This window comes from Curtobacterium sp. NPDC087080 (assembly GCF_044745105.1).
Lineage (GTDB): Bacteria > Actinomycetota > Actinomycetes > Actinomycetales > Microbacteriaceae > Curtobacterium.
Genome location: NZ_JBIUZP010000001.1, coordinates 549,788 through 574,854, shown reverse-complemented (window position 1 = coordinate 574,854; position 25,067 = coordinate 549,788). Strand labels below are relative to the sequence as shown.

Annotated in this window: 20 protein-coding genes; 9 read left to right on the top strand and 11 right to left on the bottom strand. The window is 71.6% G+C overall.

Going from position 1 to position 25,067, the window contains the following annotated elements; all coding sequences use genetic code 11:
• Positions 1 to 148: 148 nt before the first annotated feature.
• Positions 149 to 373, bottom strand: a complete 225-nt coding sequence (locus ACIPEQ_RS02680) for a hypothetical protein (protein WP_402713912.1) — start codon at positions 371 to 373, stop codon at positions 149 to 151.
• Between the two features lie 177 nt (positions 374 to 550).
• On the opposite strand from ACIPEQ_RS02680, the gene ACIPEQ_RS02675 reads away from it, so the two are divergent.
• Entirely contained in the window at positions 551 to 2,668 is a 2,118-nt protein-coding gene (locus tag ACIPEQ_RS02675) for a type IIA DNA topoisomerase subunit B (protein WP_402713911.1), read from the top strand.
• Positions 2,669 to 2,775: 107 nt separating this feature from the next.
• Here ACIPEQ_RS02675 and ACIPEQ_RS02670 read toward each other — a convergent pair whose 3' ends face one another.
• A complete protein-coding gene (locus ACIPEQ_RS02670; protein ID WP_402713909.1) occupies positions 2,776 to 5,262 on the bottom strand; it encodes a DNA topoisomerase (ATP-hydrolyzing) subunit A in 2,487 nt (828 codons plus the stop codon).
• Positions 5,263 to 5,287: 25 nt separating this feature from the next.
• Between ACIPEQ_RS02670 and ACIPEQ_RS02665 the strand changes: the two genes are divergently transcribed.
• Positions 5,288 to 6,454 carry an alkaline phosphatase family protein gene (locus ACIPEQ_RS02665; RefSeq protein WP_402713907.1) on the top strand — a complete coding sequence of 389 codons (1,167 nt, stop codon included), beginning with the start codon at positions 5,288 to 5,290 and terminating at the stop codon, positions 6,452 to 6,454.
• Between the two features lie 108 nt (positions 6,455 to 6,562).
• Here the strand turns inward: ACIPEQ_RS02665 and sepH are convergent, their stop codons facing one another.
• On the bottom strand, positions 6,563 to 7,576 hold the full coding sequence (sepH, locus tag ACIPEQ_RS02660) for a septation protein SepH (protein WP_402713905.1): 1,014 nt from the start codon (positions 7,574 to 7,576) through the stop codon (positions 6,563 to 6,565).
• Positions 7,577 to 7,863: 287 nt separating this feature from the next.
• Between sepH and ACIPEQ_RS02655 the strand changes: the two genes are divergently transcribed.
• Positions 7,864 to 8,163 (top strand): DUF4193 domain-containing protein, encoded by a 300-nt coding sequence (locus ACIPEQ_RS02655; protein WP_031272446.1) that lies wholly within the window; start codon positions 7,864 to 7,866, stop codon positions 8,161 to 8,163.
• A 228-nt stretch (positions 8,164 to 8,391) separates the two neighbouring features.
• Here the strand turns inward: ACIPEQ_RS02655 and ACIPEQ_RS02650 are convergent, their stop codons facing one another.
• Complete coding sequence (locus ACIPEQ_RS02650) at positions 8,392 to 8,823, bottom strand: DUF3093 domain-containing protein (RefSeq protein WP_126890578.1); 432 nt, start codon at positions 8,821 to 8,823, stop codon at positions 8,392 to 8,394.
• A 77-nt stretch (positions 8,824 to 8,900) separates the two neighbouring features.
• On the opposite strand from ACIPEQ_RS02650, the gene dut reads away from it, so the two are divergent.
• The 5 genes from dut (at position 8,901) to dxs (ending at position 16,015) form a co-directional block, all read left to right on the top strand.
• Positions 8,901 to 9,389 (top strand): dUTP diphosphatase, encoded by a 489-nt coding sequence (gene dut / locus ACIPEQ_RS02645; protein ID WP_402713903.1) that lies wholly within the window; start codon positions 8,901 to 8,903, stop codon positions 9,387 to 9,389.
• The gene (locus ACIPEQ_RS02640) at positions 9,386 to 10,108 is read left to right on the top strand and encodes a DUF3710 domain-containing protein (protein ID WP_402713902.1); all 723 of its coding nucleotides are present in this window, start codon (positions 9,386 to 9,388) and stop codon (positions 10,106 to 10,108) included. Before dut ends, ACIPEQ_RS02640 begins: the two co-directional genes overlap by 4 nt.
• A 44-nt stretch (positions 10,109 to 10,152) precedes the next feature.
• Positions 10,153 to 10,983 carry a DUF3159 domain-containing protein gene (locus ACIPEQ_RS02635; protein WP_402713900.1) on the top strand — a complete coding sequence of 277 codons (831 nt, stop codon included), beginning with the start codon at positions 10,153 to 10,155 and terminating at the stop codon, positions 10,981 to 10,983.
• 128 nt (positions 10,984 to 11,111) lie between these two features.
• A complete protein-coding gene (locus tag ACIPEQ_RS02630) occupies positions 11,112 to 13,949 on the top strand; it encodes an aconitate hydratase (RefSeq protein WP_402713899.1) in 2,838 nt (945 codons plus the stop codon).
• Positions 13,950 to 14,080: 131 nt separating this feature from the next.
• Positions 14,081 to 16,015, top strand: coding sequence for a 1-deoxy-D-xylulose-5-phosphate synthase (dxs, locus tag ACIPEQ_RS02625; protein ID WP_402713897.1), 1,935 nt, complete (start codon positions 14,081 to 14,083; stop codon positions 16,013 to 16,015).
• Between the two features lie 154 nt (positions 16,016 to 16,169).
• On the opposite strand, the gene ACIPEQ_RS02620 is transcribed toward dxs, so the two are convergent.
• The 4 genes from ACIPEQ_RS02620 to ACIPEQ_RS02605 all read right to left on the bottom strand — a co-directional run bounded on the left by ACIPEQ_RS02620 (position 16,170) and on the right by ACIPEQ_RS02605 (position 21,498).
• A complete protein-coding gene (locus ACIPEQ_RS02620; RefSeq protein ID WP_402713895.1) occupies positions 16,170 to 18,308 on the bottom strand; it encodes a 3-hydroxyacyl-CoA dehydrogenase NAD-binding domain-containing protein in 2,139 nt (712 codons plus the stop codon).
• 2 nt (positions 18,309 to 18,310) lie between these two features.
• The gene (locus ACIPEQ_RS02615; protein ID WP_402713893.1) at positions 18,311 to 19,522 is read right to left on the bottom strand and encodes a thiolase family protein; all 1,212 of its coding nucleotides are present in this window, start codon (positions 19,520 to 19,522) and stop codon (positions 18,311 to 18,313) included.
• Positions 19,523 to 19,648: 126 nt separating this feature from the next.
• On the bottom strand, positions 19,649 to 20,833 hold the full coding sequence (locus ACIPEQ_RS02610) for an HRDC domain-containing protein (protein WP_402714210.1): 1,185 nt from the start codon (positions 20,831 to 20,833) through the stop codon (positions 19,649 to 19,651).
• An 83-nt stretch (positions 20,834 to 20,916) separates the two neighbouring features.
• Positions 20,917 to 21,498 carry a DUF3000 domain-containing protein gene (locus ACIPEQ_RS02605; protein WP_209676978.1) on the bottom strand — a complete coding sequence of 194 codons (582 nt, stop codon included), beginning with the start codon at positions 21,496 to 21,498 and terminating at the stop codon, positions 20,917 to 20,919.
• A 23-nt stretch (positions 21,499 to 21,521) separates the two neighbouring features.
• On the opposite strand from ACIPEQ_RS02605, the gene ACIPEQ_RS02600 reads away from it, so the two are divergent.
• Positions 21,522 to 22,745, top strand: coding sequence for an alpha/beta fold hydrolase (locus tag ACIPEQ_RS02600; RefSeq protein WP_402713892.1), 1,224 nt, complete (start codon positions 21,522 to 21,524; stop codon positions 22,743 to 22,745).
• 65 nt (positions 22,746 to 22,810) lie between these two features.
• On the opposite strand, the gene ACIPEQ_RS02595 is transcribed toward ACIPEQ_RS02600, so the two are convergent.
• The 3 genes from ACIPEQ_RS02595 to ACIPEQ_RS02585 are packed head-to-tail and all read right to left on the bottom strand — an operon-like array spanning position 22,811 to position 25,047.
• Positions 22,811 to 23,521 carry a hypothetical protein gene (locus ACIPEQ_RS02595; RefSeq protein WP_402713890.1) on the bottom strand — a complete coding sequence of 237 codons (711 nt, stop codon included), beginning with the start codon at positions 23,519 to 23,521 and terminating at the stop codon, positions 22,811 to 22,813.
• A 1-nt stretch (position 23,522) separates the two neighbouring features.
• On the bottom strand, positions 23,523 to 24,308 hold the full coding sequence (locus tag ACIPEQ_RS02590; protein WP_402713889.1) for a hypothetical protein: 786 nt from the start codon (positions 24,306 to 24,308) through the stop codon (positions 23,523 to 23,525).
• Positions 24,298 to 25,047, bottom strand: a complete 750-nt coding sequence (locus ACIPEQ_RS02585) for a DUF6188 family protein (protein WP_402713888.1) — start codon at positions 25,045 to 25,047, stop codon at positions 24,298 to 24,300. The genes ACIPEQ_RS02590 and ACIPEQ_RS02585 overlap by 11 nt, the downstream gene beginning before the upstream one ends.
• Between the last annotated feature and the right edge of the window lie 20 nt (positions 25,048 to 25,067).

Below are 25,067 nucleotides of genomic sequence, written 5' to 3'. Positions count from 1 at the left end.
TGGGGGGCCCCCCCGCCCCCCCCAACCGACAACAGGGGGTACCAGCGCACCCCCGCCCCCCCCCCCCCCCCCCGGCCGCCCCCCCCCCCCCCCGGGGGGGGGGGGGCCCCGGGGCCCCCCCGCCTCCCGTTCGTCCGTCTGGTGACGACTACTTCGACTCGTGGAGTCGGCTGCTCTCGTCGTGCCACTCGAGCGCGGTGGCAGCGAGCTTGTCCTTGAACTCGGCGCCGTGGTGGGCACAGAAGTAGAGCTCGCCGCTGGCCATGGTGGCGCGCATGTACGCCTGCGCTCCGCAGCTGTCGCAGCGGTCAGCGGCGGTGAGCTGGTGGCTGCCGGCTTCGTCGATGGAGAGGTCGTGCACGGTCTGGGTCATTGCTGTGCTCCTCACGGATCGCAGGTGGTGCGGGTGGACACCCATTTGAACACGTGGTGGCTGGGAGACGTGCATCGCGGACGGCCTGTTTCGCTGTGCGCGGAGCGGTTGTCCCCACTCCGAGGCGCGCCGCCCCTCGGAGCCGGTGCTGTCGGTGCCCGTCGGTACGATCGGGAGGTGAGCTCCGACTACTCTGCACGCCACCTCTCCGTCCTCGAGGGACTCGAGGCCGTTCGGAAGCGTCCCGGCATGTACATCGGGTCGACGGACTCCCGCGGGCTCATGCACTGCCTGTGGGAGATCATCGACAACTCCGTCGACGAAGCGCTCGCGGGGCACGGCGACGAGATCGGCGTCGTGCTGCACGACGACGGCTCGGTCGAGGTCCGCGACACCGCCCGCGGCATCCCCGTCGACGTCGAGCCGAAGACCGGGCTGACCGGGGTCGAGGTCGTGTTCACCAAGCTGCACGCCGGCGGCAAGTTCGGCTCCGGGTCGTACGCGGCCTCGGGCGGGCTGCACGGCGTCGGTGCCTCGGTCGTCAACGCGCTGTCCGAGCGCCTCGACGTCGAGGTCGACCGGGGCGGCAAGACCTACGCGATGTCCTTCCACCGAGGCGAGCCGGGGACCTTCGCGGGTGACGGCCCCGACGCCCCGTTCACGCCGTTCACCTCCGGGAGCGAGCTGCGCGTCGTCGGCAAGGTGAAGAAGGGCGTCACCGGGTCCCGTGTCCGGTACTGGGCGGACCGGCAGATCTTCACGTCGGACGCGAAGTTCAGCACCTCCGACCTCGTCAGCCGGGCGCGTCAGACCGCGTTCCTGGTGCCCGGGCTCGGCATCACCATCACCGACGAGCGTCCGACCTCGATCGAGGCAGCGGCACAGCGCGCCGAGGCGACCGGTACGGCCGTCACGCCCGGCCCGGTCATCGAGCGCTTCCGATACGAGGGCGGCATCAGCGAGTTCGTGGAGCACCTCGCCGTCGACTCCGCGGTCACCGACGTCTGGCGCATCCAGGGCACCGGCACCTTCACCGAGACCGTGCCGATGCTCGACGACAAGGGGCACATGGTGTCCACCTCCGTCGAGCGCACGTGCGAGGTCGACATCGCGATGCGCTGGGGCAGCGGGTACGAGACCGTCGAGCGGAGCTTCGTCAACATCATCGCGACGCCGAAGGGCGGCACGCACCTGACCGGGTTCGAGTCGGGTGTCGTCAAGGCCGTGCGGACCCAGGTGGAGGCGAACGCCCGCAAGCTCAAGGTCGGCCAGGACAAGCTCGAGAAGGACGACGTCCTCGCCGGCATGACCGCCGTGCTGACCGTCCGGCTGCCCGAACCGCAGTTCGAGGGACAGACGAAGGAGGTCCTCGGGACCCCAGCGGTCCGCAAGATCGTCGACCAGGTCGTCTCGAAGCACCTGACCGAGATCCTCACCTCGACGCAGCGCACCGAGAAGGCCCAGGCAGCGACCCTGCTCGAGAAGGTCGTCGCCGAGATGAAGACCCGCATCTCGGCCCGGGCGCACAAGGAGACGCAGCGCCGCAAGAACGCGCTCGAGAACTCGTCACTGCCGACGAAGCTCGCCGACTGCCGCAAGCAGGACGCCGAGGGCACCGAGCTCTTCATCGTCGAGGGCGACTCGGCGCTCGGCACGGCCAAGCTCGCCCGCAACAGCGAGTACCAGGCGCTGCTGCCGATCCGCGGCAAGATCCTCAACGTGCAGAAGGCCTCGGTGTCGGACATGCTGTCCAACGCCGAGTGCGCCTCGATCATCCAGGTCATCGGCGCCGGCTCGGGCCGCTCGTTCGAGATCGACCAGGCCCGCTACGGCAAGATCATCATCATGTCGGACGCCGACGTCGACGGCGCGCACATCCGCACGCTCCTGCTGACGCTGTTCTTCCGGTACATGCGCCCGATGATCGAGCAGGGCCGGGTGTTCGCCGCCGTCCCGCCGCTGCACCGCGTCGTCGTGGTGAACCGCGGCAAGGCGAACGACACGCTGTACACCTACTCCGAGGCCGAGCTGCAGGCGGTGCTGAAGAAGCTCGCGAAGCAGGGCAAGAAGTACCAGGAGCCGATCCAGCGGTACAAGGGCCTGGGGGAGATGGACGCCGACCAGCTGGCCGAGACCACGATGGACCGGGCCCACCGCACCCTCCGTCGCGTCAACGTCACCGATGCCGAGAGCGCCGCGAAGGTGTTCGAGCTGCTGATGGGCAACGACGTCGCACCGCGCAAGGAGTTCATCCTGGCGGGCGAGGGCCTCGACCGCGATCGCATCGACGCGTAGGCGGGCCGGCCCGAGACTCGCGCTGAGCGACAGTTCTCGTGCCGTGCAGCGCGAGAACTGTCGCGGAGCCCGAGACTCGCACGGCCGCGGGCCGCGGGCCGCGGGCCCTACGCCTCGCCCGCGGTGCCGTCCAAGGCCGCTGCGCTCCCGCCGATCGAGCCGATCACGGCCTCGAGCGGCGCGCCCGACCCGTCGCGCTTCGACAGCCAGTCGGGCAGGGTCCGCGCGGCACCGTCGGCGCCGACGGCGTGCGGCGGCGCGATGCCGGCCCACGCCACGGTGAGGCCGTCCTCGCCCTTCAGGAACGCGTGCGCCCGCACACCCTGCGTCGCCCGACCCTTCGCGGGGAACTCCGAGAACGCCGAGACCTTCGCGCGCCCGGGATCGGTGCCCGGCAACGCACCCGAGGCCGTCGACACCGTGGCCACCACGGCGTCGTCCGAACGTGCGACGGACCCGAACCAGATCACCGCCGCGCCCGAGGCCAGGGAGACGCCCGCGACGCCGCCCGCGGGCAGCCCCTGCGGTCGGACGCCCGACGCCGGGAACCGCAGCAGCTGCGCGTTCGACGTGATGAACACGAGGTCGTCCGACTCCGGCGCCTGCGCGGCCCCGACGACCGTGTCCTTCGGCTTGAGCCCGATGGCGACGAACTCGTCCTTGTCCGGCCAGGCACCCGTCGCGACGCGCTTCACGATGCCCTGCGCGGTGCCGATCGCGAGCGAGTCCGTCGCACCCGCGGACAGGTCGACGAGCGCGACGACCGTCTCGGTCCTGGTGATGCCGAGGTAGTCGGACACCCGGACGCCGGCGTCGAGCCGGACGGACGCCGGCGGCACCGCGGGGACGTCGACGGGGGAGAACCGCAGGACCCGACCGGTCGAGGTCAGCGCGCCGACCTGCCCGCGGACGGTCGACAGGACGGTCGAGCGGACCGCGTCGTGCTTCGACCGCTTCGGCACCCGCACGATCCCCAGGTCGGTGTCGGGGACGTCCACCCGCACCAGTCGCCCGGTGGTCGAGAGCAGCACGCGGCACGGAGCGTCGGCGACCTGCAGCGACTCGGGGTCGACCGCGGCCTTGCGGCCACCACGAACCGGGGCATCGGCCTCGGTGAGCAGGGTGCGACGCGGGGTGGCGAACCGGTCGGACACCTCGGTGAGCTCCTGCGCCACCTGGGCACGGAGTCGGGCGTCGGAGGCGAGCAGTTCCTCGAGCGCGGCGATGTCGGCGAGCAGCTGGTCGCGCTCGCCCTCGAGCTCGAGGCGCGAGAACTTCGTCAGGCGCCGCAGTCGCAGCTCGAGGATGTACTCGGCCTGCACCTCGGACAGGTCGAAGACGTCCTGCAGTCGTGTGCGGGCAGCCTCGGAGTCGTCGGACGAGCGGATGACCTCGATGACCTCGTCGATGTCGAGGATCGCGACGAGCAGACCCTCGACGAGGTGCAGCCGTTCCTTCCGACGGGCGAGCCGGTACTGGGAACGTCGCGTGACCACGTCGAGCCGGTGCTGCACGTAGACGTCGAGCAGCTCGCGCAGGCCGAGCGTGCGCGGTGACCCGTGCACGAGGGCGACGTTGTTGATGCCGAAGCCGTCCTCGAGCGGGGTGTGCTTGTACAGCTGCTCGAGCACGGCCGTCGGGTTGAAGCCCGACTTGATGCCGATGACGAGCCGCAGCCCGTGGTTCCGGTCGGTCAGGTCGTTGACGTCGGAGATGCCGGCGAGCTTCTTCGCCTGCACCCCGTCCTTGATCTTCTCGATCACGCGTTCGGGGCCGACCAGGTACGGCAGCTCCGTGACGACGAGGCCCACCTTGCGCGGCGTGAGGTTCTCGACGCTCACCTTCGCCCTTGTGCGGAACGACCCGCGCCCGGTCGCGTAGGCGTCGCGGACCCCGGAGAGCCCGACGATCGTGCCCCCGGACGGCAGGTCCGGCCCCGGCACGAACTCCATGAGCTCCTCGAGGGTCGCCGTCGGGTTCAGGAGCAGGTGCTTCGCGGCCTCGACCACCTCGCCCAGGTTGTGCGGCGCCATGTTCGTCGCCATGCCGACCGCGATCCCCGAGGCGCCGTTGACGAGCAGGTTCGGGAACGCCGCGGGCAGCACGCCGGGCTGCATGATCTGGTTGTCGTAGTTCGGGACGAAGTCGACGACGTCCTCGCCGAGGCCCTCGGTCATCGCCATGGACGGCTCGGCCAGGCGGGCCTCGGTGTACCGGGCAGCAGCGGGGCCGTCGTCGAGCGACCCGAAGTTGCCGTGCCCGTCGACCAGCGGCACGCGCACCGTGAACGGCTGCGCCATCCGCACCAGTGCGTCGTAGATCGCACCGTCGCCGTGCGGGTGCAGCTTGCCCATGACCTCGCCGGTGACGCGGGCGCTCTTCACGTGCCCCCGGTCCGGCCGGAGTCCCATCTCGGCCATCTGGTACAGGATGCGGCGCTGCACCGGCTTGAGGCCGTCGCGCGCGTCCGGCAGGGCCCGCGAGTAGATGACGGAGTACGCGTACTCGAGGAACGAACCCTGCATCTCCTCGGAGACGTCGACGTCCTCGATGCGCTCACCGTCGGGCAGGCCGACTGCTTCCGTGCGTGCCATGGGACCTTTCTGGGAGGATCGTGGGGTGCCCCCCAGCGTACCGAGCGCCCCAGACACCACCGCGAACCTCGCCGACGTGCTCCCGAGTTGCCTCGTCGCGCTCGGCGCCGTCGACGACACGTGGTTGCGCAGCACCGGCCGGGAGGCTCGGATCACGCTCCGTCCCGCCCGCTCGGTCGTCGTCGTGCTGGTCGACGGCCTCGGTTCGTCCGCCCTGTCGGCGCGCGCCGGACACGCCCGCTGGCTCACCGCCGCGACCGGCGGCGGGACGCTCAAGCGGCTGCGCAGCGGCTTCCCCACGACGACCGCCGCAGCCCTGACCACCCTGACGACCGGCCGGTCGCCCGGGACGCACGGCGTGGTCGGCTACAGCGGGTGGGAGCCCGAGGGTGAGCGGGTCGTCAACCTGCTCTCCGGGTGGGACTCCGAGGTCCCGGCGGGTTGGCTCCTCACCGACACGGTCTTCACCGAGGCCACCGCGCTCGGCATCGACCCCGTGGTGGTCGGGCCGGCCCGCTACGAGTCCTCGGGGATGACCGCGAACGTGCTCGGCGGTGCACGGTACACCGCCGCCGACAGCATCCCGCAGCGGGTGGACGCCGCACTGGCCGCGACGGCATCCGGTCGGTCGCTCGTCTACCTCTACGTGCCGGAGCTCGACTCGATCGGCCACAAGCACGGGTGGGAGTCCGACCGCTGGACCGCGGCGCTCGAGTCGCTCGACGGCGAGCTCGCACGCCTCGCGGCCCGCAGCACTCCCGACGTCGGCATCCTCGTGACGGCAGACCACGGCGTGCTGGACGTACCCGCCGAGGCGAACATCGCGATCGACCCGGCGCTCCTCGTCGACGTCGTGGGCATCGCCGGAGACCCCCGCTGCCGCCAGCTGGCCGTGCGTCCCGGGACCGACGTTCCGGCGCTGGTCGAGGCGTGGCGCACCCGCTACGGCAAGAAGGCGTACGTCGCCAGCCGTGACGAGGCCGTCGCCGCCGGGTGGTTCGGCGCCGTGGACGAGCCGGTGCTCCCGCGCATCGGCGACGTGGTCGTCGTGGCGCGGGGCTCGTGGGCGTTCAACGACGACCGCGAGGCCGACCCGCGGAAGGAACCGAAGCGGATGGTCGGCCAGCACGGCGCGATGACGGACGACGAGCTCTTCGTCCCGCTGCGCCTGGCGGGCGCCTTCGCCAGCTGAGCTCGTTCGACCCCACCCGGGCCGGAACGGCGGCAGCCCCGCGACGCGACGGGCGTTGCGGGGCTGCACCGGGCCTCCAGTCCGTCACGGACCGGGCGTGGTGCCGGATCAGGCGGGGTCCTCCGGGCGGGTGCCGAAGACGATCTCGTCCCAGCTCGGCATCGACCGGCGGTTGCGCTTCTTGCGTTCCGGACGGCCGTCGCCCTCGGGAGCCGAGGCCGGGCGGTCGTCGCGCTCAGGTGCGGACGCCGGCGAGTCCCAGCCCTGCAGGGGGACGTCGACCACGCTGATGGAGGTCCCGCGGGGTTCGTCCTGGTGTTCGGTGAAGGACGCAGCCTCGCGCTCACCGCGTCGTCGGCGGAGTGCCTCGAGCAGGTCGGCGGTCTCGTTGCCGGGCGAGCGTTCCTCGACCGGCGCGGCGCCGATGCGGGGGAGCGGTGCGCGGAGCGGGCGCTCCTGGACCTCGGGCGTCGGGGCGTCCTCGGTCTGCTCGACGCGGAAGGCGCCGGAGTCGAAGCGCGTGCCGTCGGCGTCGTGGTGGTCGTTCTCCACGGCACGCAGGCGCGGGGCGATGCCCTCGTCGTCGGTGTGCGAGAGGCGGTGCGCATCACCGTTGTCGGGCGTGAGGGTCGACGTCTTCGGGTCGAACAGCCACTGCGCGTCGTGCTCGACCTCGGACGCGGTGTAGCGGACGCGGACCTGCCACCCCTGCTCGGCGTTCTTCCACGAGGCCCACGCGACGCCGGTCGCCTCGCCGGACTCGAGCTTGGCCTCGATGGCCTCGCCGAAGGTGTCCGGTGCCTCGGCGTCGGACGGGGTGACCGGCACGCGACGCGCGGCGTCGAGGACGAAGGCGCGCTCGGCCAGCACGGGGCCCTCGAAGCGTCGGACGTACTCGACGTCGACGTCGAGCGCCTCTGCGACCTCGGCCGCGTCGGCGCCGCCGCGGATGCGGGCCTGGACGTCCTTCGGGGACACGCGCTTCTGCGGGCCGGCGTCGGGGTTCGCCTGGCGGACCTGGCTCGTCAGCGACGCGGTGACCGGCAACCGGAACTCGGTGCCGCCGTCGGTCGCGAGCAGGAGCGCCCCGGACTCGACTCCGATGACTCTCACGTCTTGCATGGTTGCGCCTCCCGAGCGTTGCGTACGGTCGTGCTCGTACCTCCAGGGAGTATGCAGCGGAGCACACGCGTTCCCGCGGAGGCGCACGGGCGTGCCGCGACTCCCGCGCGCGGGTGTGCCGTCGTGGGGCGCTGCGGTCGTCGGCCGTCGGGAATGTCCACGCCCGACCGTGGGTTGGACGGCCTGACGATCCCGCACGGCGTTCGGTTTGCGCTCTCGCGGGTCGTGGTGCAAACTGTCGCCGCCGATCACCGGCGACGACCTCTCGACACGAGAAACGGATGGGCATGGCCACCGATTACGACGCCCCCAGGAAGACCGACGACTCCTCTGACTCGGAGTCGATCGAGGCCCTCAAGGAGCGCGTGCCCGACAAGATGTCGGGGGTCGTCGACGATGATTCGGACAACCCCGGCAGCTTCGAGCTCGCCGGACAGGACCTCAGCGACGTCGACCTCGACGTCGTCGTGCTGCCGCCGCAGGTCGACGAGTTCACCTGTGTCGAGTGCTTCCTCGTGAAGCACCGCTCGCAGCTCGACCACGAGTCGAAGCTCGGCCCCGTGTGCGCGGAGTGCGCGGCGCTCTAGGCACGCTGCTCGTCGGACGGCCCGTCACCCCTCGGGGTGGCGGGCCGTTCCGCGTTGCGGCGCAGGGCGGTCGTGCCGGGTGGGATCGGGCGTGCCGGGTCGGATCGGGCGTACCTGGTCTTCCGGAACGACCTGGTGTGCCCGGAAACGCTTCCTACTGCACCCGTCATGGGAAGGAACGGGCGGGGCGGGGACAGTGCGAGCCTCCCGGCCCGCGCGCCAGCCGCGTCAGGAACGCAGGGCGTCCACGACCGCCTGCGGGTTGCGTGCGCTCACGAGCCAGTAGGGCGTCGGGTCCGCCGGGTCCGTGACCTCCACGCGCACGACGCCGCGCACGTACCCGCGGAAGAGCGTCCACGCGCGGGCGTCGAGCGCCGGACCGCGCTGGGTGGTGGCTGCTGCGCCGGTGTGGGCGGTGGCCTCGCCGACGAGCGTGCGCGGCAGGTGCGCACGGCCGGCGCGGAACTCGGTGTCCGTGACCTCGATCGTCGGTGCGAGCGCCCACAGCAGGACGACGACGCCGAGGTACATCCCGATCGCCACGAGGACGCCGGCCAGGACGCTGATCGGGAGGAAGACGAGCAGGCTCGCGGGGATGACGAGCGCCGTCGCCAGGTAGAGGGCGGGCGGGGCCCAGAGTCGTTCGCGGTACACGGTCACCCCTCCATCCCACCACGACTCGGGGCAGGTCACGGAACGGTCACGGAACGACCGTGCTCGTGCACTACCCTCGTCACGTGACCGAACCAGTCGACGTGCTCTGGACCGGGGAGAACCCTCCCGTCCACGCCCACCCCGGTGATGCCGGAGCCGACCTCGTCTCGACCGAGGCCTTCGTGCTGCAGCCCGGGGAGCGCCGGCTCGTCGGCACCGGGCTCCGGATCGCGCTGCCGGACGGACACGTCGCCTTCGTCGTGCCCCGGAGCGGCCTGGCGGCGAAGCACGGCATCTCCATCGTGAACGCCCCCGGTACGGTCGACTCCGGCTACCGCGGCGAGGTCCGGGTCGCACTGCTCAACACCGACGCATCCGAGCCGTACGAGGTGCACGTGGGGGACCGCATCGCGCAGCTGATCGTCATGCCGGTGCCGCACGTCACGTACACGCGCGTCGAGGAACTGCCCGAGAGCGTCCGCGGTGCGGGCGGCTTCGGCTCCTCGGGCTACGGTGACCGCAGCGCCGCCAACAGCGCTGCCGACGACTCCCAGGAAGGAACGGGCGCATGAAGTTCGGTCGACGCAAGCGTGACGAGGTCGAGGTGGCGGAGGCCGTCGCCGACGACGCCGTGGTCGCGGGGACGACGCCGGAGGTCGACATCGCGACCGACGCCGACGCCGACCTCGACGAGGTGGACGCGGTCGCTCCGACCGACAAGTCCGCGCCGGCGGATCGCGCCGAGAACGGTCCGCACGACGAGACCGAGGCGAACCTGGTCCGCCCGTACGTCGACCTCGGCGGTGTGAAGGTCCTCCCGCGCGAGGGCCTGCACCTGCGCCTCGAGGTCGAGGAGGGCTCGCAGCGCGTCGTCGCCGTCGGACTCGACTACGACGAGTCCACGCTCCAGGTGCAGCCGTTCGCCGCCCCGCGTTCGACGGGCCTGTGGCACGAGATCCGCGCGCAGATCGCCGACCAGATCGAGCGCCAGGGTGGCCGCGTGGAGGAGGTCGACGGTCCCTTCGGGCCCGAGCTCCGTGCCCTCGTGCCGGTCGTCGTGGACGGATCGGGAGCGACCGACGGTGCCCGCGCCGCACGCTTCGTCGGTGTCGACGGCCCCCGCTGGTTCCTGCGCGGCGTGATCGCCGGCAAGGCCGCGGAGAGCCCGGACGACGCTGCCGAGATCGAGGAGCTGTTCCGCTCCGTGGTCGTGGTGCGCGGCGCCACCCCGATGCCGCCGCGCGACCTCATCCCGCTGCACATGCCGAAGTCGACGCAGACCGCCGTCTGACCGCCGGCGCAGCAGCACACGACTCGACACGGCCTGGAGGCACGGTGCCGGACCACGACGACATCCACCGACCCACGGACGGTCGCGACGACACCGTCGCTCCCGGCAACGGGGTCCGGTCCCGTCCGGCGGACGGGCCGGCGGACGGGCCGGCGGTGACCGAGCCCGAGGTCGCGCCGTCGTTCTCGGCGCAGTTCCGCGCCGCCGTGCAGAACGCGGGCATCGCCAGGGTGGCACCGGGCGAGGCACCCTCGGGCCGCGCGCTCCTCGGAGCGGTCGGCGGCGTGCGCGGTCTCGCCGAGTCGGTGCTGCCCGGCTTCGCGTTCCTCGTCGTCTACGCGATCACGAAGGAGCTCGTCCCGAGCGTCGTGATCCCGGTGCTCGTCGGGCTCGTCTTCGTGGTGGTCCGGTTGGCCCAGCGGCAGTCGCTCGTGATGTCCTTCGCGGGCATCGCCGGCGTCGTCGTCTCGGCGGCCCTCGCGCTGTTCACCGGGCGGGCCGAGACCAACTTCATCCCCGGCATCGTCATCAACTCGGTGTGGCTCGTCGGGCTGCTCGTCACCCTGGCGATCCGGTGGCCGTTGATCGGTGTGGTGGTCGGGTTCCTGCTGCCGCCGAACGAGGACGGGTCCCACGTCGACTGGCGCGCCGACCCCGCGAAGCGCCGTGTGCTCACCGTCGCCACGTGGATCTGGGTCGGGCTCTTCGCGCTCCGGCTCGCCGTCGAGGTGCCGCTGTACCTGACCGCGCAGGTCGAGCTCCTCGCCGCCGTGAAGCTCGTGCTCGGCGTGCCGCTCTACGCCGCCGTGCTCTGGGTCACGTGGCTGCTCGTCCGCACGGTGTTCGTGCGCCGGGAGGACACCGCCGCGGTGTAGAGTTGTCTCGACATCGAGACAGTTTCCCGGGGGCGCGCCTGCACCGTCGGGATTAGGTTTGCCTTGCTGGTGGGACGTTCCGACGCCCGCGATGATGAGGGCACACCGATCAGTAGGGAGGCGGCACAGTGGCTGCAGTCAACAGCTTCGGCTCGAAGGACACGCTCTCGGTTGGGGGTGTCGACTACGCGTTCCACCGGATCGACACGGTGCCGGGGCACGAGAAGCTCCCGTACAGCCTGAAGGTGCTGCTCGAGAACCTGCTCCGCACCGAGGACGGCGCGAACGTCACCGAGGACCAGATCCGCGCGCTCGGCTCGTGGCGGCCCGAGGCCGACCCGGACACCGAGATCCAGTTCTCGCCGGCCCGCGTGGTCATGCAGGACTTCACGGGCGTGCCGTGCATCGTCGACCTCGCCACCATGCGCGAGGCGATGGCGCAGATCGGCGGCGATCCGAACAAGATCAACCCGCTCTCGCCGGCCGAGATGGTCATCGACCACTCCGTCGTCGCCGACCTGTTCGGTCGCGAGGACGCGCTCCAGCGCAACACCGACCTCGAGTACGAGCGCAACGGGGAGCGTTACCAGTTCCTCCGCTGGGGTCAGACCGCGTTCGAGGACTTCAAGGTCGTCCCGCCGGGGACCGGCATCGTGCACCAGGTCAACATCGAGTACCTGGCGAAGGTCACGTACACGCGCGAGTTCGACGGCGAGCTCTACGCGTACCCGGACACGCTCGTCGGCACCGACTCGCACACCACGATGGTGAACGGCCTCGGCGTGCTCGGCTGGGGCGTCGGTGGCATCGAGGCCGAGGCCGCGATGCTCGGCCAGCCCGTGTCGATGCTCATCCCCAAGGTCGTCGGCTTCAAGCTGTCCGGCTCGATCCCCGCGGGCGTCACCGCGACCGACGTGGTGCTCACGATCACGCAGGAGCTCCGCAAGCACGGCGTCGTCGGCAAGTTCGTCGAGTTCTACGGCGAGGGCGTCTCCGAGGTCCCGCTCGCGAACCGCGCGACCATAGGCAACATGTCGCCGGAGTTCGGCTCGACCGCCGCGATCTTCCCGGTCGACGCCGTCACGCTCGACTACCTGCGCCTGACCGGCCGGTCCGAGGACCAGATCGCCCTGGTCGAGGCGTACTCCAAGGCCCAGGGTCTGTGGCACGACCCCTCGGTGGAGCCCGCGTACTCCGAGTACATGGAGCTCGACCTGTCGACGGTCGTCCCCTCGATCTCCGGCCCGAAGCGCCCGCAGGACCGCATCGAGCTGTCGAAGGCCAAGGACCAGTTCGAGGTCGACCTCGCCAACTACGCGAGCATCGACCACACCCACGAGGACAAGGCCGTCGCGGACACCTTCCCGGCGTCCGACCCGGTCGCTGCCGCCCCCGGTGACGAGCACGCCGTCGACGACCTGCAGGACGCCCCGGCGTCCGAGGTCCCGGTGCACGCCTCGAGCGCGCCCGGCACGGTGTCGAAGCCGACGTCGGTGTCCGTCGCCGACGGTGACACGTTCACCATCGACCACGGTGCCGTCGCGATCGCCGCGATCACGTCGTGCACGAACACGTCGAACCCCTCGGTGATGATGGCCGCCGGCATCCTCGCGCGGAACGCTGCGAAGAAGGGCCTGAAGGCCAAGCCGTGGGTGAAGACCACCCTCGCGCCGGGCTCGAAGGTCGTCACCGACTACTACGAGAAGGCCGGGCTCACCAGCTACCTCGAGGACCTCGGCTTCTACACGGTCGGCTACGGCTGCACCACCTGCATCGGCAACTCGGGCCCGCTGCCCGAGGAGATCTCGCAGGCCGTGCAGGACAACGACCTCGCCGTCACCGCGGTGCTCTCGGGCAACCGCAACTTCGAGGGCCGCATCAACCCCGACGTCAAGATGAACTACCTGGCCTCGCCGCCGCTGGTCATCGCGTACGCCCTCGCCGGGTCGATGCACTTCGACTTCGACAAGGACGCACTCGGCACTGATCAGGACGGCAAGGACGTCTACCTGCAGGACATCTGGCCCGACGCGGCCGAGGTGCAGGACGTCATCGACTCGTCGATCGACACCGAGATGTTCACCCACGAGTACGGCTCCGTGTTCGAGGGCGACGACCGCTGGAAGAACCTGCCGACCCCGACCGGTGACACCTTCGAGTGGGACCAGGAGTCGACCTACGTCCGGAAGCCCCCGTACTTCGAGGGCATGACGATGCAGCCCGACGCGGTGTCGGACATCTCCGGTGCCCGCGTCCTCGCGAAGCTCGGCGACTCCGTCACCACCGACCACATCTCGCCGGCCGGTTCGATCAAGGCGGACAGCCCGGCTGGTCGCTACCTCGACGAGCACGGCGTCGACCGCAAGGACTTCAACTCCTACGGCTCGCGCCGCGGCAACCACGAGGTGATGATCCGCGGCACGTTCGCGAACATCCGCCTGCGCAACCAGCTGCTGGACGGCGTCGAGGGCGGCTACACCCGCGACTTCACCACGCCCGACGGCGAGCAGTCGTTCATCTACGACGCGTCGCAGCACTACCAGGAGCGGGGCATCCCGCTCGTCATCTTCGGCGGCAAGGAGTACGGCTCCGGTTCGTCGCGCGACTGGGCGGCGAAGGGCACGAACCTGCTCGGCGTGAAGGCGGTCATCACCGAGAGCTTCGAGCGCATCCACCGCTCGAACCTCATCGGCATGGGCGTCGTCCCGCTGCAGTTCCCTGCGGGCGAGACGGTCGAGTCGCTCGGTCTCGACGGCACCGAGGTCGTCTCGATCTCCGGGCTGACCGAGCTCAACGAGGGCCGCACGCCGAAGACCGTGCACGTCACCGCGGAGCCGAGCGAGCACTCTCCGGCCGGCAAGCAGACCGTCGAGTTCGACGCGGTCGTCCGCATCGACACTCCCGGTGAGGCGGACTACTACCGTAACGGCGGCATCCTGCAGTACGTGCTCCGTTCGCTCGTCTGATCGACGTGAGCACGGGTCGCTGAGGCGACCACCTGACGGACCGGAGGCCCGTGGCGACACCGCCACGGGCCTCCAGTCCGTCGTCCGTCCACGCGGCTAGTGTGGGGTCCTGCCCCACGAAAGGAGCGCCCGTGAGCCTGCTGAGCAGCATCTCGTCGCCGCGCGACCTCAAGCGTCTGTCGGACGCGCAGATGACGGAGCTCGCGGCCGGGATCCGTCGGTTCCTGGTCGCCGAGGTCGCGAAGACCGGCGGGCACCTCGGACCGAACCTCGGGGTGGTCGAACTGACGCTGGCGATGCACCGCGTGTTCGACTCGCCGCGCGACCCGTTCGTGTTCGACACCGGGCACCAGTCGTACGTGCACAAGCTCGTCACCGGGCGACAGGACTTCTCGCACCTCCGGGAACGTGGTGGACTCGCCGGCTACCCGCAGCGGAGCGAATCGGAGCACGACATCGTCGAGTCCTCGCATGCGTCCTCGTCGCTCTCCTGGGCGGACGGGATCTCCCGTGCCTTCCGGCAGACCGGGCAGGACGACCGCACCGTCGTGGCCGTCGTCGGGGACGGCGCACTCACGGGCGGGATGACGTGGGAGGCGCTCAACAACATCTCGGACGGCAACGACCGTCGGCTCGTCATCGTCGTCAACGACAACGGTCGGTCCTACGCGCCGACGATCGGCGGCATGGCACGGTTCCTCAGCTCGGTCCGCACGCGTCGCGAGTACCGGGCGCTCTTCGAGAAGTCGCAGGCCGTCGCATCGCGGTTCGGAGCACCGGGTCGGGCGTTCTACCGCGGCGTCCGCGGGGGCCTCCACGGCTTCCTGTCCCGGTTCACGAACAACGAGGCGCTGTACTCGAACCTCGACATCAAGTACATCGGGCCGGTGAACGGACACGACCAGCGGGCGATGGAGGCGGCCCTCCGGCAGGCCAAGGCGTACGGCGCCCCGACGATCGTGCACGCGATCACCGAGAAGGGCCACGGCTTCGAGCCGGCGCTCCGCGACCAGGCGGACCAGTTCCACGCCGTGGGGCACATCGACCCCGAGACCGGCGAGTCGCTCGACGTGTCGTCGGGACCCTCGTGGACCTCGGTGTTCGCGTCGACGCTGGCCGCGGTCGGTGCGAGCGACGAGCGGATCGTCGCGATCACCGCGGCCATGCTGCGACCCACCGGACTCCACCTGTTCCAGGAGCAGCACCCCGACCGCGTGATCGACGTGGGCATCGCGGAGCAGCACGCCGTGACGACCGCCGCGGGGCTCGCCTTCGGCGGACTGCACCCGGTGGTGGCGCTCTACGCGACGTTCCTCAACCGTGCGTTCGACCAGGTGCTGATGGACGTCGCCCTGCACCGCGCGGGCGTGACCTTCGTGCTCGACCGCGCGGGCATCACCGGGCCGGACGGCCCGTCGCACCACGGGATGTGGGACCTCGCGCTGCTGCAGGTCGTGCCCGGGATCCGGATCGCGGCACCGCGTGACGCCGCGACGCTCCGCGAGGAGTTCCGCGAGGCCGTCGCGGTCGACGATGCCCCGACGGTGCTGCGGTGGTCGAAGGGCTCGGTCGGACCGGACATCCCCGCTGAACGGCGGCTGTCGGACGGTGTGGACGTGCTGCGTTCCCCCGGGGAGTCGCAGGAGCAGGACGTGCTGATCGTGGCGGTCGGGTCGATGGTGCCCGTCGCGCTCGAGGCCGCCGAGCTGCTCGAAGCGCAGGGCATCGGCGCGACCGTCGTCGATCCGCGCTGGGTGGTGCCGATCCCGTCGTCGCTCATCGACCTGTCTCGCGACCACCGCCTGGTCATCACGATCGAGGACGGCGTCCGGGTCGGCGGGGTCGGGACCCGACTGCGGCAGGACCTGCGTGCCGCCGGGGTCGACACCGGGGTGAACGAGCTCGGACTGCCGGACGAGTTCATCGACCACGCGTCGCGGTCGCAGATCCTGGCCGACGTCGGGCTCACCGCCCGGGCGATCGCACGCGACGTCATCGACCAGGTGGTCGGGACCAAGCTGCCCCAGGCGAAGCCGGCGCGGACGCGGGAGTCGGCCGACCGCTGAGCCCGGTCGACGCGCCAGCGTGCCGGTGCGCGGGTGCGCGGTTCGGCCCGCCGGTGCGCGGTTCGGCGTGCTGCAGCACAACGAGAAGCACCTCGCGCCACGGGGATCCGTGGCGCGAGGTGCTTACGGTTGTGCGGGGTGGTCCGAGCCTCGGCTAGCGCGAGGCGGGACCGACGATCGCCGGGTCGTGGAACCGGCCGCCGAAGACCCGCTCGGAGGCACCGGAACGGTCGAGGTACGGGCTGATGCCGCCGGCCTGGAACGGGTAGCCCGCGCCGAGGATCAGACCGAGGTCGATCTCCTCGACGTGCTCGACCACGTGGTCGTCGAGCATGCGGTGCACCTCGTCGGCCAGGGCGTCCTCGAACCGCTGCTGCATCGTCGCCGCGTCGACCGGCTTCGCGTCCTTCTTCGCGGGCGCGACGAGCTTCACGGCAGCCGGGTCGTACCCGGTGGCGTTGCCCTTCTTGTCGCGGGTCAGGATCGTGCCGTGCTCCGCGATCCGCTTCAGGCCGTCACCGGGGTAGAAGCGCTCCGGCCACGCCGCGTGGTGCGAGTCGAGCACGTGCGCACCGACCGGCAGGCCGACGAGCTCGAGCAGCTCGAACGGTGACATCGGCAGGCCGAGCGGCGCAGCACCCTCGGCGACGGTCTCGAAGGGCGTGCCCTCCTCGACGCCGCGCATCGCCTCGCCGAGCACCCGGGCGAGCACCCGGTTGACGACGAACCCCGGCTGGTCGGCGGTGATGATCGCGGTCTTCTTCAGGGTCTTCGCCACGGCGAGTGCGGTGGCGAGGGCCTCGTCCGAGGTCTTGTCGGCCCGGACGACCTCGAGGAGCGGCATCACGGCCACCGGGTTGAAGAAGTGGAAGCCGACGAGGCGCTCCGGGTGCTCGAGCACCGAGGCCATCTCGTCGACCGACAACGACGACGTGTTCGTCGCCAGGATCGCGTCGGGGGCGATGACCTGCTCGATCTTCCGGAAGACGTCCTGCTTGACCGACATCTCCTCGAAGACGGCCTCGATCACCCAGTCGGCGTCGGCGAACGCGTCGTAGGAGACCGAGCCGGAGACGAGTGCCGTGATGCGGTTCGCGTCGTCGGGGGAGATCCGCCCCTTGTCGAGCATCTTGCCGACCTCACCGCGGATCCGCTCCACGCCGGCGTCCACGCGGGTCTGGTCGACGTCGGTGATGACGACCGGGACCCCGAGACGGCGGGCGAACAGGAGCGCGAACTGCGAGGCCATGAGCCCGGCGCCGAGGACGCCGACCTTCGTGATCTTCTTCGCCTCCACGCCCTCGGGAGCGCCGACGGGCTTCTTCGCACGCTTCTGCACGAGGTCGAACGCGTACATCGACGCCGCGAACTGGTCGCCTGCGAGCAGGTCTGCGAGGGCGTCGTCCTCGCCGGCGAAGCGCTCGTCGAGCGACCCCGACTTCGCCGCGGCGACGAGGTCGAGCGCTCGGAACGGCGACTTCGGGACGGTGCCGATCTTCGAGGCGACCTGCCCTCGGGCCACCTTGACGACGGTGCCCCACGCGGCCTTCTCGAGCATGCCCGGCTCGTTCTTCCGCACGACCTTGGTGCGACCGGCGACGACGCCGTCGGCCCATGCGACCGCGGACGGCAGGAAGGTCACCGAGGGGATCAGCGCGTCGCCGATGCCGAGCTCGACGGCTGCCTTGCCGTCCATGAGCCGGTTGTTCTTGAGCGGGTTCTCGACGATGACGCGGAGCGCCTTCTCCGGCCCGATCAGGCGGGGGAGCAGCGTGGCGCCGCCCCAGCCGGGGATGATGCCGAGGAAGACCTCGGGCAGGCCGATGCCCTGCGCCGCCGACGAGAACACGCGGTAGGTGCAGTGCATCGCGACCTCGAGCCCGCCGCCGAGCGCGATGCCGTTCACGAAGGCGAACGACGGCACACCGAGGTCGGAGAGCTTGCGCAGCGTGGCGTGACCGAGCGCACCGAGCTCGTGAGCGACCTCGCGCGAGGGGAGTGCCGCCGCCTGGGACAGGTCGGCGCCGGCGGCGAAGCAGTACTCCTTGCCGGTGATCGCGACGGCCTGGATGCTGCCGGCGGACGCCGCTGCGCGCAGGGTGTCGAGCACGTCGGACAGCTCGCGCATGGTGCGCGGCCCGAGCGTCGAGGGGCGCTTGTAGTCCTTGCCGTTGTCGAGCGTGACGAGCGCCAGCGTGCCGCCCGAAGGCAGGGGCACGTGCTTGACGTACGAGTGGGTGACGACCTCGTCGGCGCTGAGCTCGGTCAGCTGGTCGATCGGGGTGGTGGTCATCGTCAGGCCGCCTTCCGTGCCGCGCTCTTGCTGAAGTTCGGGTTCTCCCAGATGACGGTCCCGCCCTGGCCGAGGCCGATGCACATCGTCGTGATGCCGTACCGGACGTCCGGTCGTTCGGCGAACTGCGCCGCGAGCTGGTTCATGAGCCGGACGCCGCTCGACGCGAGCGGGTGCCCGACGGCGATCGCGCCGCCCCAGGCGTTGACGTTCGGCGAGTCCTGGGCGAGGCCGTAGTTGTCGAGGAAGGCGAGCACCTGGACGGCGAACGCCTCGTTGATCTCGAACAGGCCGATGTCGTCGATCGTCAGGCCCGCCTTGCGGAGCGCCTTGTCCGTCGCGGGAACGGGGCCGACGCCCATCACCTCGGGCTCGACACCGGCGAAGGCGAACGAGACCATGCGCATCTTCGTCGGCAGGCCGTGCTGCTTCGCGCCGTCCTCGGACGCGAGGAGGCTCATGGTGGCGCCGTCGTTCAGCCCGGCCGCGTTGCCGGCGGTGACCCGTCCGTGGGGCCGGAACGGCGTGCGCAACGCAGCCAGAGCCTCCAGGGTGGTGCCGGGTCGCGGCGGCTCGTCCGTCGTGACGATGTCCCAGCCCTCGCCGGTGTTCACCTCGACCGGGATCACGTCGGGCTGCAGCTTGCCGGCAGCCCACGCAGCGGCGTAGCGCTGCTGCGACTGGACGGCGAAGGCGTCCGTGCGGTCCTTCGTGATCGCGGGGAAGCGGTCGTGCAGCCGCTCGGCGGTGCTGCCCATGACGAGGGCGTCGGTCGCGACCATGCGCTCCGCGACGAACCGCGGGTTGACGTCGGCGCCGAAGCCCATCGGGTGGCGACCCATGTGCTCGACCCCACCGGCGATGGCGACGTCGGCGGCGCCGAAGGCGATCGCCCCGGCGAGGGTCGTCACGCTCGTCATCGCACCGGCGCACATGCGGTCGATCGCGTAGCCGGGGACCGACTTCGGCAGGCCGGCCAGCATGCCGACCGTGCGGCCGAGGGTCAGGCCCTGGTCGCCCTGCTGGGTCGTGGCGGCCACGGCGACGTCGTCCACCGCCGCGCCGTCGAGCTGGCTGTTCCGGTCGAGCAGACCGCGCATCGCGTGGACCGCGAGGTCGTCCGCGCGGGTTCTCCAGAACACCCCCTTCTCACCGGCTCGTCCGAACGGTGTGCGTACACCGTCCACGAACACGACGTCTGATGCCTTGGGCAATCCGGGCCTCCAGATCCTCTTCGATCGAGTCGGGGCACGTTCCGCCCCGACCGGCCGGGCTGGACCCGGCGACGGTACCGACGCTATGCCCGCCGGCTGAGCAGACGCATGCCGGTTGGGGTGTTCCTACGAGCCGGTGTTGCTCTCGGCAGCAGGCTGCTGTGCGGCCTCGACAAACGCGTGCGCGATGATCGACGCCGTCTCCTCGACCTGCCACGGGCGGGCGTCGTGCGTGGCGAGTGCGGCCCCGACGGTCTCGGTCGCGATCGGCGTCGGCGGTTCCCAGGACACCACCCGCAGGGTCTCCGGGGTGAGCAGGTTCTCGACGGGGACGTCGAGTTCCTCGGCGCGCGCGACGACGGCGGCCCGGGCGGCCTTGTACCGGAGGTCCGCCTCGGGGTTCCGGTCGGCCCAGGACCGGGGCGGCGGGAGGGTGACCTCACCGGTCCCGCGGAGCTTCGGCAGGTCCTCGGTCGTGCGCCCCTCCTCGACGGCGGCCCACCAGCGGTCGAGTTCGGACCGACTGGCGCGGCCGGTGAAGGCCTTCACGGCGCTGAGTTCCGACTTCGAGGTCGGGTTCGCCGCGGCGGCAGCCACGATCGCCGAGTCGGGGACGATCCGGCCCGGAGCGGTGTCGACCTCGCGGGCGTAGGCGTCGCGGGCGGTCCAGAGCGACCGGGCGATCGCCAGGGCACGGGCGCCACGGAGCGCGTGCATGCCGGACAGGCGCCGCCAGGGCTCGGCCTTCGGCGGCTTCGGCGCGCGGTTCAGCACGGCGGCGAACTCCTCGGCGGCGATCCGCGACTTGCCGGCGGCGTCGAGCACCGACGCGAGGGCGTCGCGCAGGTCGGGGAGCAGCTCGACGTCGAGCGCGGCGTACACGAGCCAGGCCTGGGGGAGCGGGCGCGTCGACCAGTCGGCGGCGGAGTGCGCCTTCGCGAGCGTGATGCCGAGGAGCTGCTCGACCACCGCACCGAGACCGACCCTGGGGAACCCGGCGATCCGGGCACCGAGCTCGGTGTCGAAGATGCGGGTCGGGACGAGGCCGACCTCCTGCAGGCAGGGCAGGTCCTGCGAGGCGGCGTGGAACAGCCACTCCTCGTCGACGATGGCCTGCTGCAGCTCCGCGAAGTCGCCGATCGCGATCGGGTCGAACAGGAACGCGCCGGCGCCGCGGCGGAAGACCTGGATGAGGTAGGCGCGCTGCGAGTACCGGTAGCCGCTCGCCCGCTCGGCGTCGACCGCGACCGGGCCGTGTCCGGCGGCGATCGCGGCGACCGCCTGCAGGTACTCGTCACGGTCCTCGATCACGCGGACGGTGTCGTGCGAGTCCTCGAACGCGGGGTCGGCCGAGGCGCCCGACGCGGCGTGGCGGGCCTGGCTGGCGGGGTCGGTCACTTCGTGGTCCTCCTCGGGGCCAGCAGGGTCACGCCGTCGGACGCCGGCGGGAGTCCCGCGAGCATCGCGACGATCTCCTCCCAGGCCTCGACGTGCGCGGTCAGGTCCTCGTCGCGGGGCGTCCACGAGGCCCGGAGCTCGAGCTGCGCTCCGTCGCCCTGGGCTGCGAGGTCGCCGTAGCCGCGCGAGATGATCTTGGTCGCCGTGCCAGAGGCCCGGTCGTACGTCGCGCCGTGGGCAGCGAGCGCGTCGACGAGCCAGCTCCACGTCACGTCGGCGACGAACTCGTCGACGCCGATCTCCGGCTCGAGCGGTGCCTGGGCGAAGGTCACGACGCGGAACGCGCCGCCCCAGCCCTCGGGCTCCTCGGGGTCGTACAGGGCGATGAAGCGGCCGGTCCCGAGGTCGGAGTCGATGCCGTGCACGGCGCCGGAGACGTCCGCAGCGAGGGCGATCGAGTGGGGCGCGATCCGCGACGGCGACGGGATCTCGGTGACGGTGGTCTCGGTGCGGGTCCCGCCCGACGCGACCAGCTCGCGCAGACGCGCGAAGGCCTCGGGCTCTGCGGATTCGGACACGCTTGCAGACTAGGCTCCGCACCATGTCCCGATCCGCGCGACCCGCCGAGGACGCCGCCCAGGACGCCGTGCGCTCGGTCGGCCTGATCGCACTCGGGGCGGGCATCGCGGCCGCCGCGGTCGGCACCGCCGTGGTGGGTGGGTTCGTCGCCGCCGTCGCCCGTGCCGTCGTCACGCCGGACCGCAAGCGCGCCGAGCGGGTCCCGATCCACGCGGTCGACCCGGACCGGATGACGGTCACCCTCGAACGCACCGCCGACACCGAGCTGCAGGGCCGGTACAGCCTCTGGTTCGGCGGTGGGACCGGGCACATGCGGATCGGCGACGTGCTCGGCACGACCGAGACGACCGTGACCCGGCGCATCATCGCCGTCGACGCCGGCGACCCGACCTCCGCTCGCCGCGGACGGTGGGGTGGCTGGTTCTACCTCACCCCCGGCGAGCTCGACGTCCCGGTCGAGGACGTCGACATCCCCACACCGAACGGACCCTCGCCCGCGTGGATCGTCCGCGCCGACGACCCCGACGCGCCCTGGGCCGTGCTCGTGCACGGTCGCGGGGTCACCCGGGCGGAGACCATCCGCGCCGTCCCCGTGTTCCGGGCCGCCGGCTACTCGGTCGTGCTCGCCTCGTGGCGGAACGACGGCGTCGCACCGCGGAGCCCCGACGGCCGCTACGGGCTCGGCACCACGGAGTGGGAGGACGTCGACGCCGTGCTCCGCTGGCTCGCCGCTCGCAACGCTGGAAGCGTCGTGCTCATGGGGTGGTCGATGGGTGGCGCGGTCGTCCTGCAGACCCTCGTCCGCTCGCGCTTCGCCGACATGGTCGACGGGATCGTCCTCGAGTCCGCGGTCGTCGACTGGCACGAGGTGCTCAAGTCGCAGAGCCGGGTGCTCAAGCTGCCGCGGCCGGTCCGGAAGGTCGCGCAGCGACTCCTGCGGACGCCGGTCCTGCACCGTGTGGTCGGTCTCGAGCAGCCGGTCGACCTCCGTGAGCTCGACATGGTCGCCCGAGCGGACGAGTTGACCGTCCCGATCCTCATCCTGCACAGCGACGACGACGGCTTCGTGCCGTCGTCCGCGTCGCACGAGCTGGCGCGGGTGCGGCCCGACATCGTCCGGCTCGAGGTGCAGACGACCGCTCGGCACACCAAGCTCTGGAACCACGACGCGGACTGGTTCGACGCGCGGATCCTCGCGTGGCTCACCGAGGTGGTGCAGCCGACGGACGCGACCAGCGCCCGGTAGACGCGACCGACGGACGGACTGGAGGCACGGTGCCAGCTGGCACCGTGCCTCCAGGTCGTCCTGGGTCAGGGTCGGTCGTCGTCCTGGTCGGCCGGGGAGCGTCGCGCGCTCGTCGTCGAGAGGACCGCGGTGCGGTCCGCCGTGAACGCGACGGTCACCAGCGCCCCGTGGGCGCCCAGCGCACAGCACTGCAGGTCGACTGCGCCGAAGGAGGACACCGCGTCCACGAAGGACCCGAGGTCGTCGACGGTGAACCCGCGCTCGGCCGCGAGGTCGTACTTCGTCGCGAACGTCCGAGCGGCCGATCGAGCGCCCTGCTCGAAGAGCCTCATGCGGTCGTCGGGCGCGAGGAGTCGGACGAGTTCGAGCGCCCGGTCCGCACCGGGTGCCGCCGAGCCCCTGAGGAGCGTCGCGAGTTCGGCAACGCTGATGGTCTCGACCCCGGCGGAACGGTCGACGACCGCGGCGGACAGGAACGCCTCGTCCGCCGCTCGGAGCAGGACCGTGACGAGCTCGTCGCCGAGGTCGACCTGCCGGACGAGGACGAGCTCGTCACCGAGCGCGTCGAGGGGCGCCAGGAGCACATCGTTGCCGGGCTGCCCCGCTCGTCTGCTGCGGCGCAGCGCGCGGGCGATCCCGGCGGCGGGAGCGTCGTACTCGAGCACATCGGTGTCGTCCGGGGCAGCCGCCAGGATCTCGTGAGCCCGGGTGGGGACGTCGGGGCGGTCGGGGAGCGTCACGCGGAGCAGTGGCACGCTCGTGCCGGAGGTCGTCACGTCATGCCTCGGGGAAGCGGTCGGCGGATCGCGGTGTCGCCCGGTAGCGGAGGTGTTCGAAGTCCGGGTGCCAGTCGACCACGCCGGTCACCGCCCGGACGGCGATGTCGACGAAGAACGGGGAGACGACCACCTGGCGCGGGACGGTCTCGGCCTCGATCACGCTCGCGGGCCGTGACCTGCTGCCGGAGAAGTCCGTGACGTGCACGCCGTCCGCGGCAGTGCCCCACGAGTACGCGGGGAGCAGTCGTGCCGCGTCGGGCGTGGCCGTGCCGACGACCTCCCACATGCCCGGCTGGAACCGAGCGGGCAGGGTGAGTCCGGCGACGACGGGTCGTGTGGCGAGCACCACGAGCGGGTCCGCCGGCGGCGGGACGTCCTCCGGGCGCCGGAAGACGGCGACGTACACGGCGTCGAAGACCTCGGCGATCACGTGCCCGAGCAGTGCGCCGCCCGTCCCGTCCGGGATCAGGAAGACGTCACCGGCTGCTGCCGAGAAGGGCGGTCGGCTCAGCGGGTGGAAGGCGTCGGCGGTCGCGGCGGACGCAGGGGCGACGGTCGGGTCCGGGGCTGCCAGCGGTGTCCGCGCCACCCCGGTCCGGCGCAGTCGCTGCGCGCGCTCGTCGAGATCCTGCCCCGGTCGCGCGTGGTCAACGACCTCGATCGTGAACAGTGCCTCGGGGTCGGCGCGGGTCTCGGCGAAGAGCTGCGCGAACAGCTCCTCGCGGCTGTCGGCCTGGTGGACCCGTTGCGCCGACCGCTCGGCGTTCTTCCGTCTACCGAACACCCTGGGCTCCGTCGCCGCCGACCGCATCGCGGATGAGCTGTTCCGGCCTGGGGAGTCCGGCCGGCATCTCCGTCGTGAACCACGGGAGCTCGACGGAGTCGATCCGGCCGTCGCGCATCCAGACGAGGACCTCACCCGCGAGCGGTGCCTCGTCGGTGCGGTAGGCCAGGGATCCCGGGAGGGGGCCGTCGGCGAAGTCGGCTCGAGGAGCTTCCGCGAGCACGACGTCCCAGATCCGCGGAGCTGTCTCGCGGACGGCCCGGACCGCCTCGGCCTGCTGGCGCAGCACCGCCGTTCGCTGCGCGGGGAGCGTGTCGAGGTACGCGAGCAGGAGTGACCGGACCCGTTCCGCCGATTCCTGCCCCGTCGGGTCGTGGTGGAGCCAGACGGCAGGGCCACCGCCCGGCATCATGACGATCATCGTCGGAGGGGTCTCCGGTCCGGAGTAGTGCCACGACTCGAACTCCGGATGCGGTCCGGCGGTCAGTCGGGAGCCGTCCGAGAACGCCATCGTCAGCGTCGATCCCGTGGCGTGCGCCGCGGTGACCTCGAGCGTGTGCAGGCGGAGAGCCGGCACCAGCCCCGACTTGTCGCCCTCCGGGTCGATCATCGTTGCGGTGTCGGGTGACCGACCGAGCGAGAACGGGCACTCCAGGACGACGCGCGAGCCGTTCGAGAACAGGAGTCGGAGCGCGTGGTCGACCCACACGGCGTCGACCGTCTCTCCGACGAGGAGCATGGGGACGTCCTCGAGCGTCG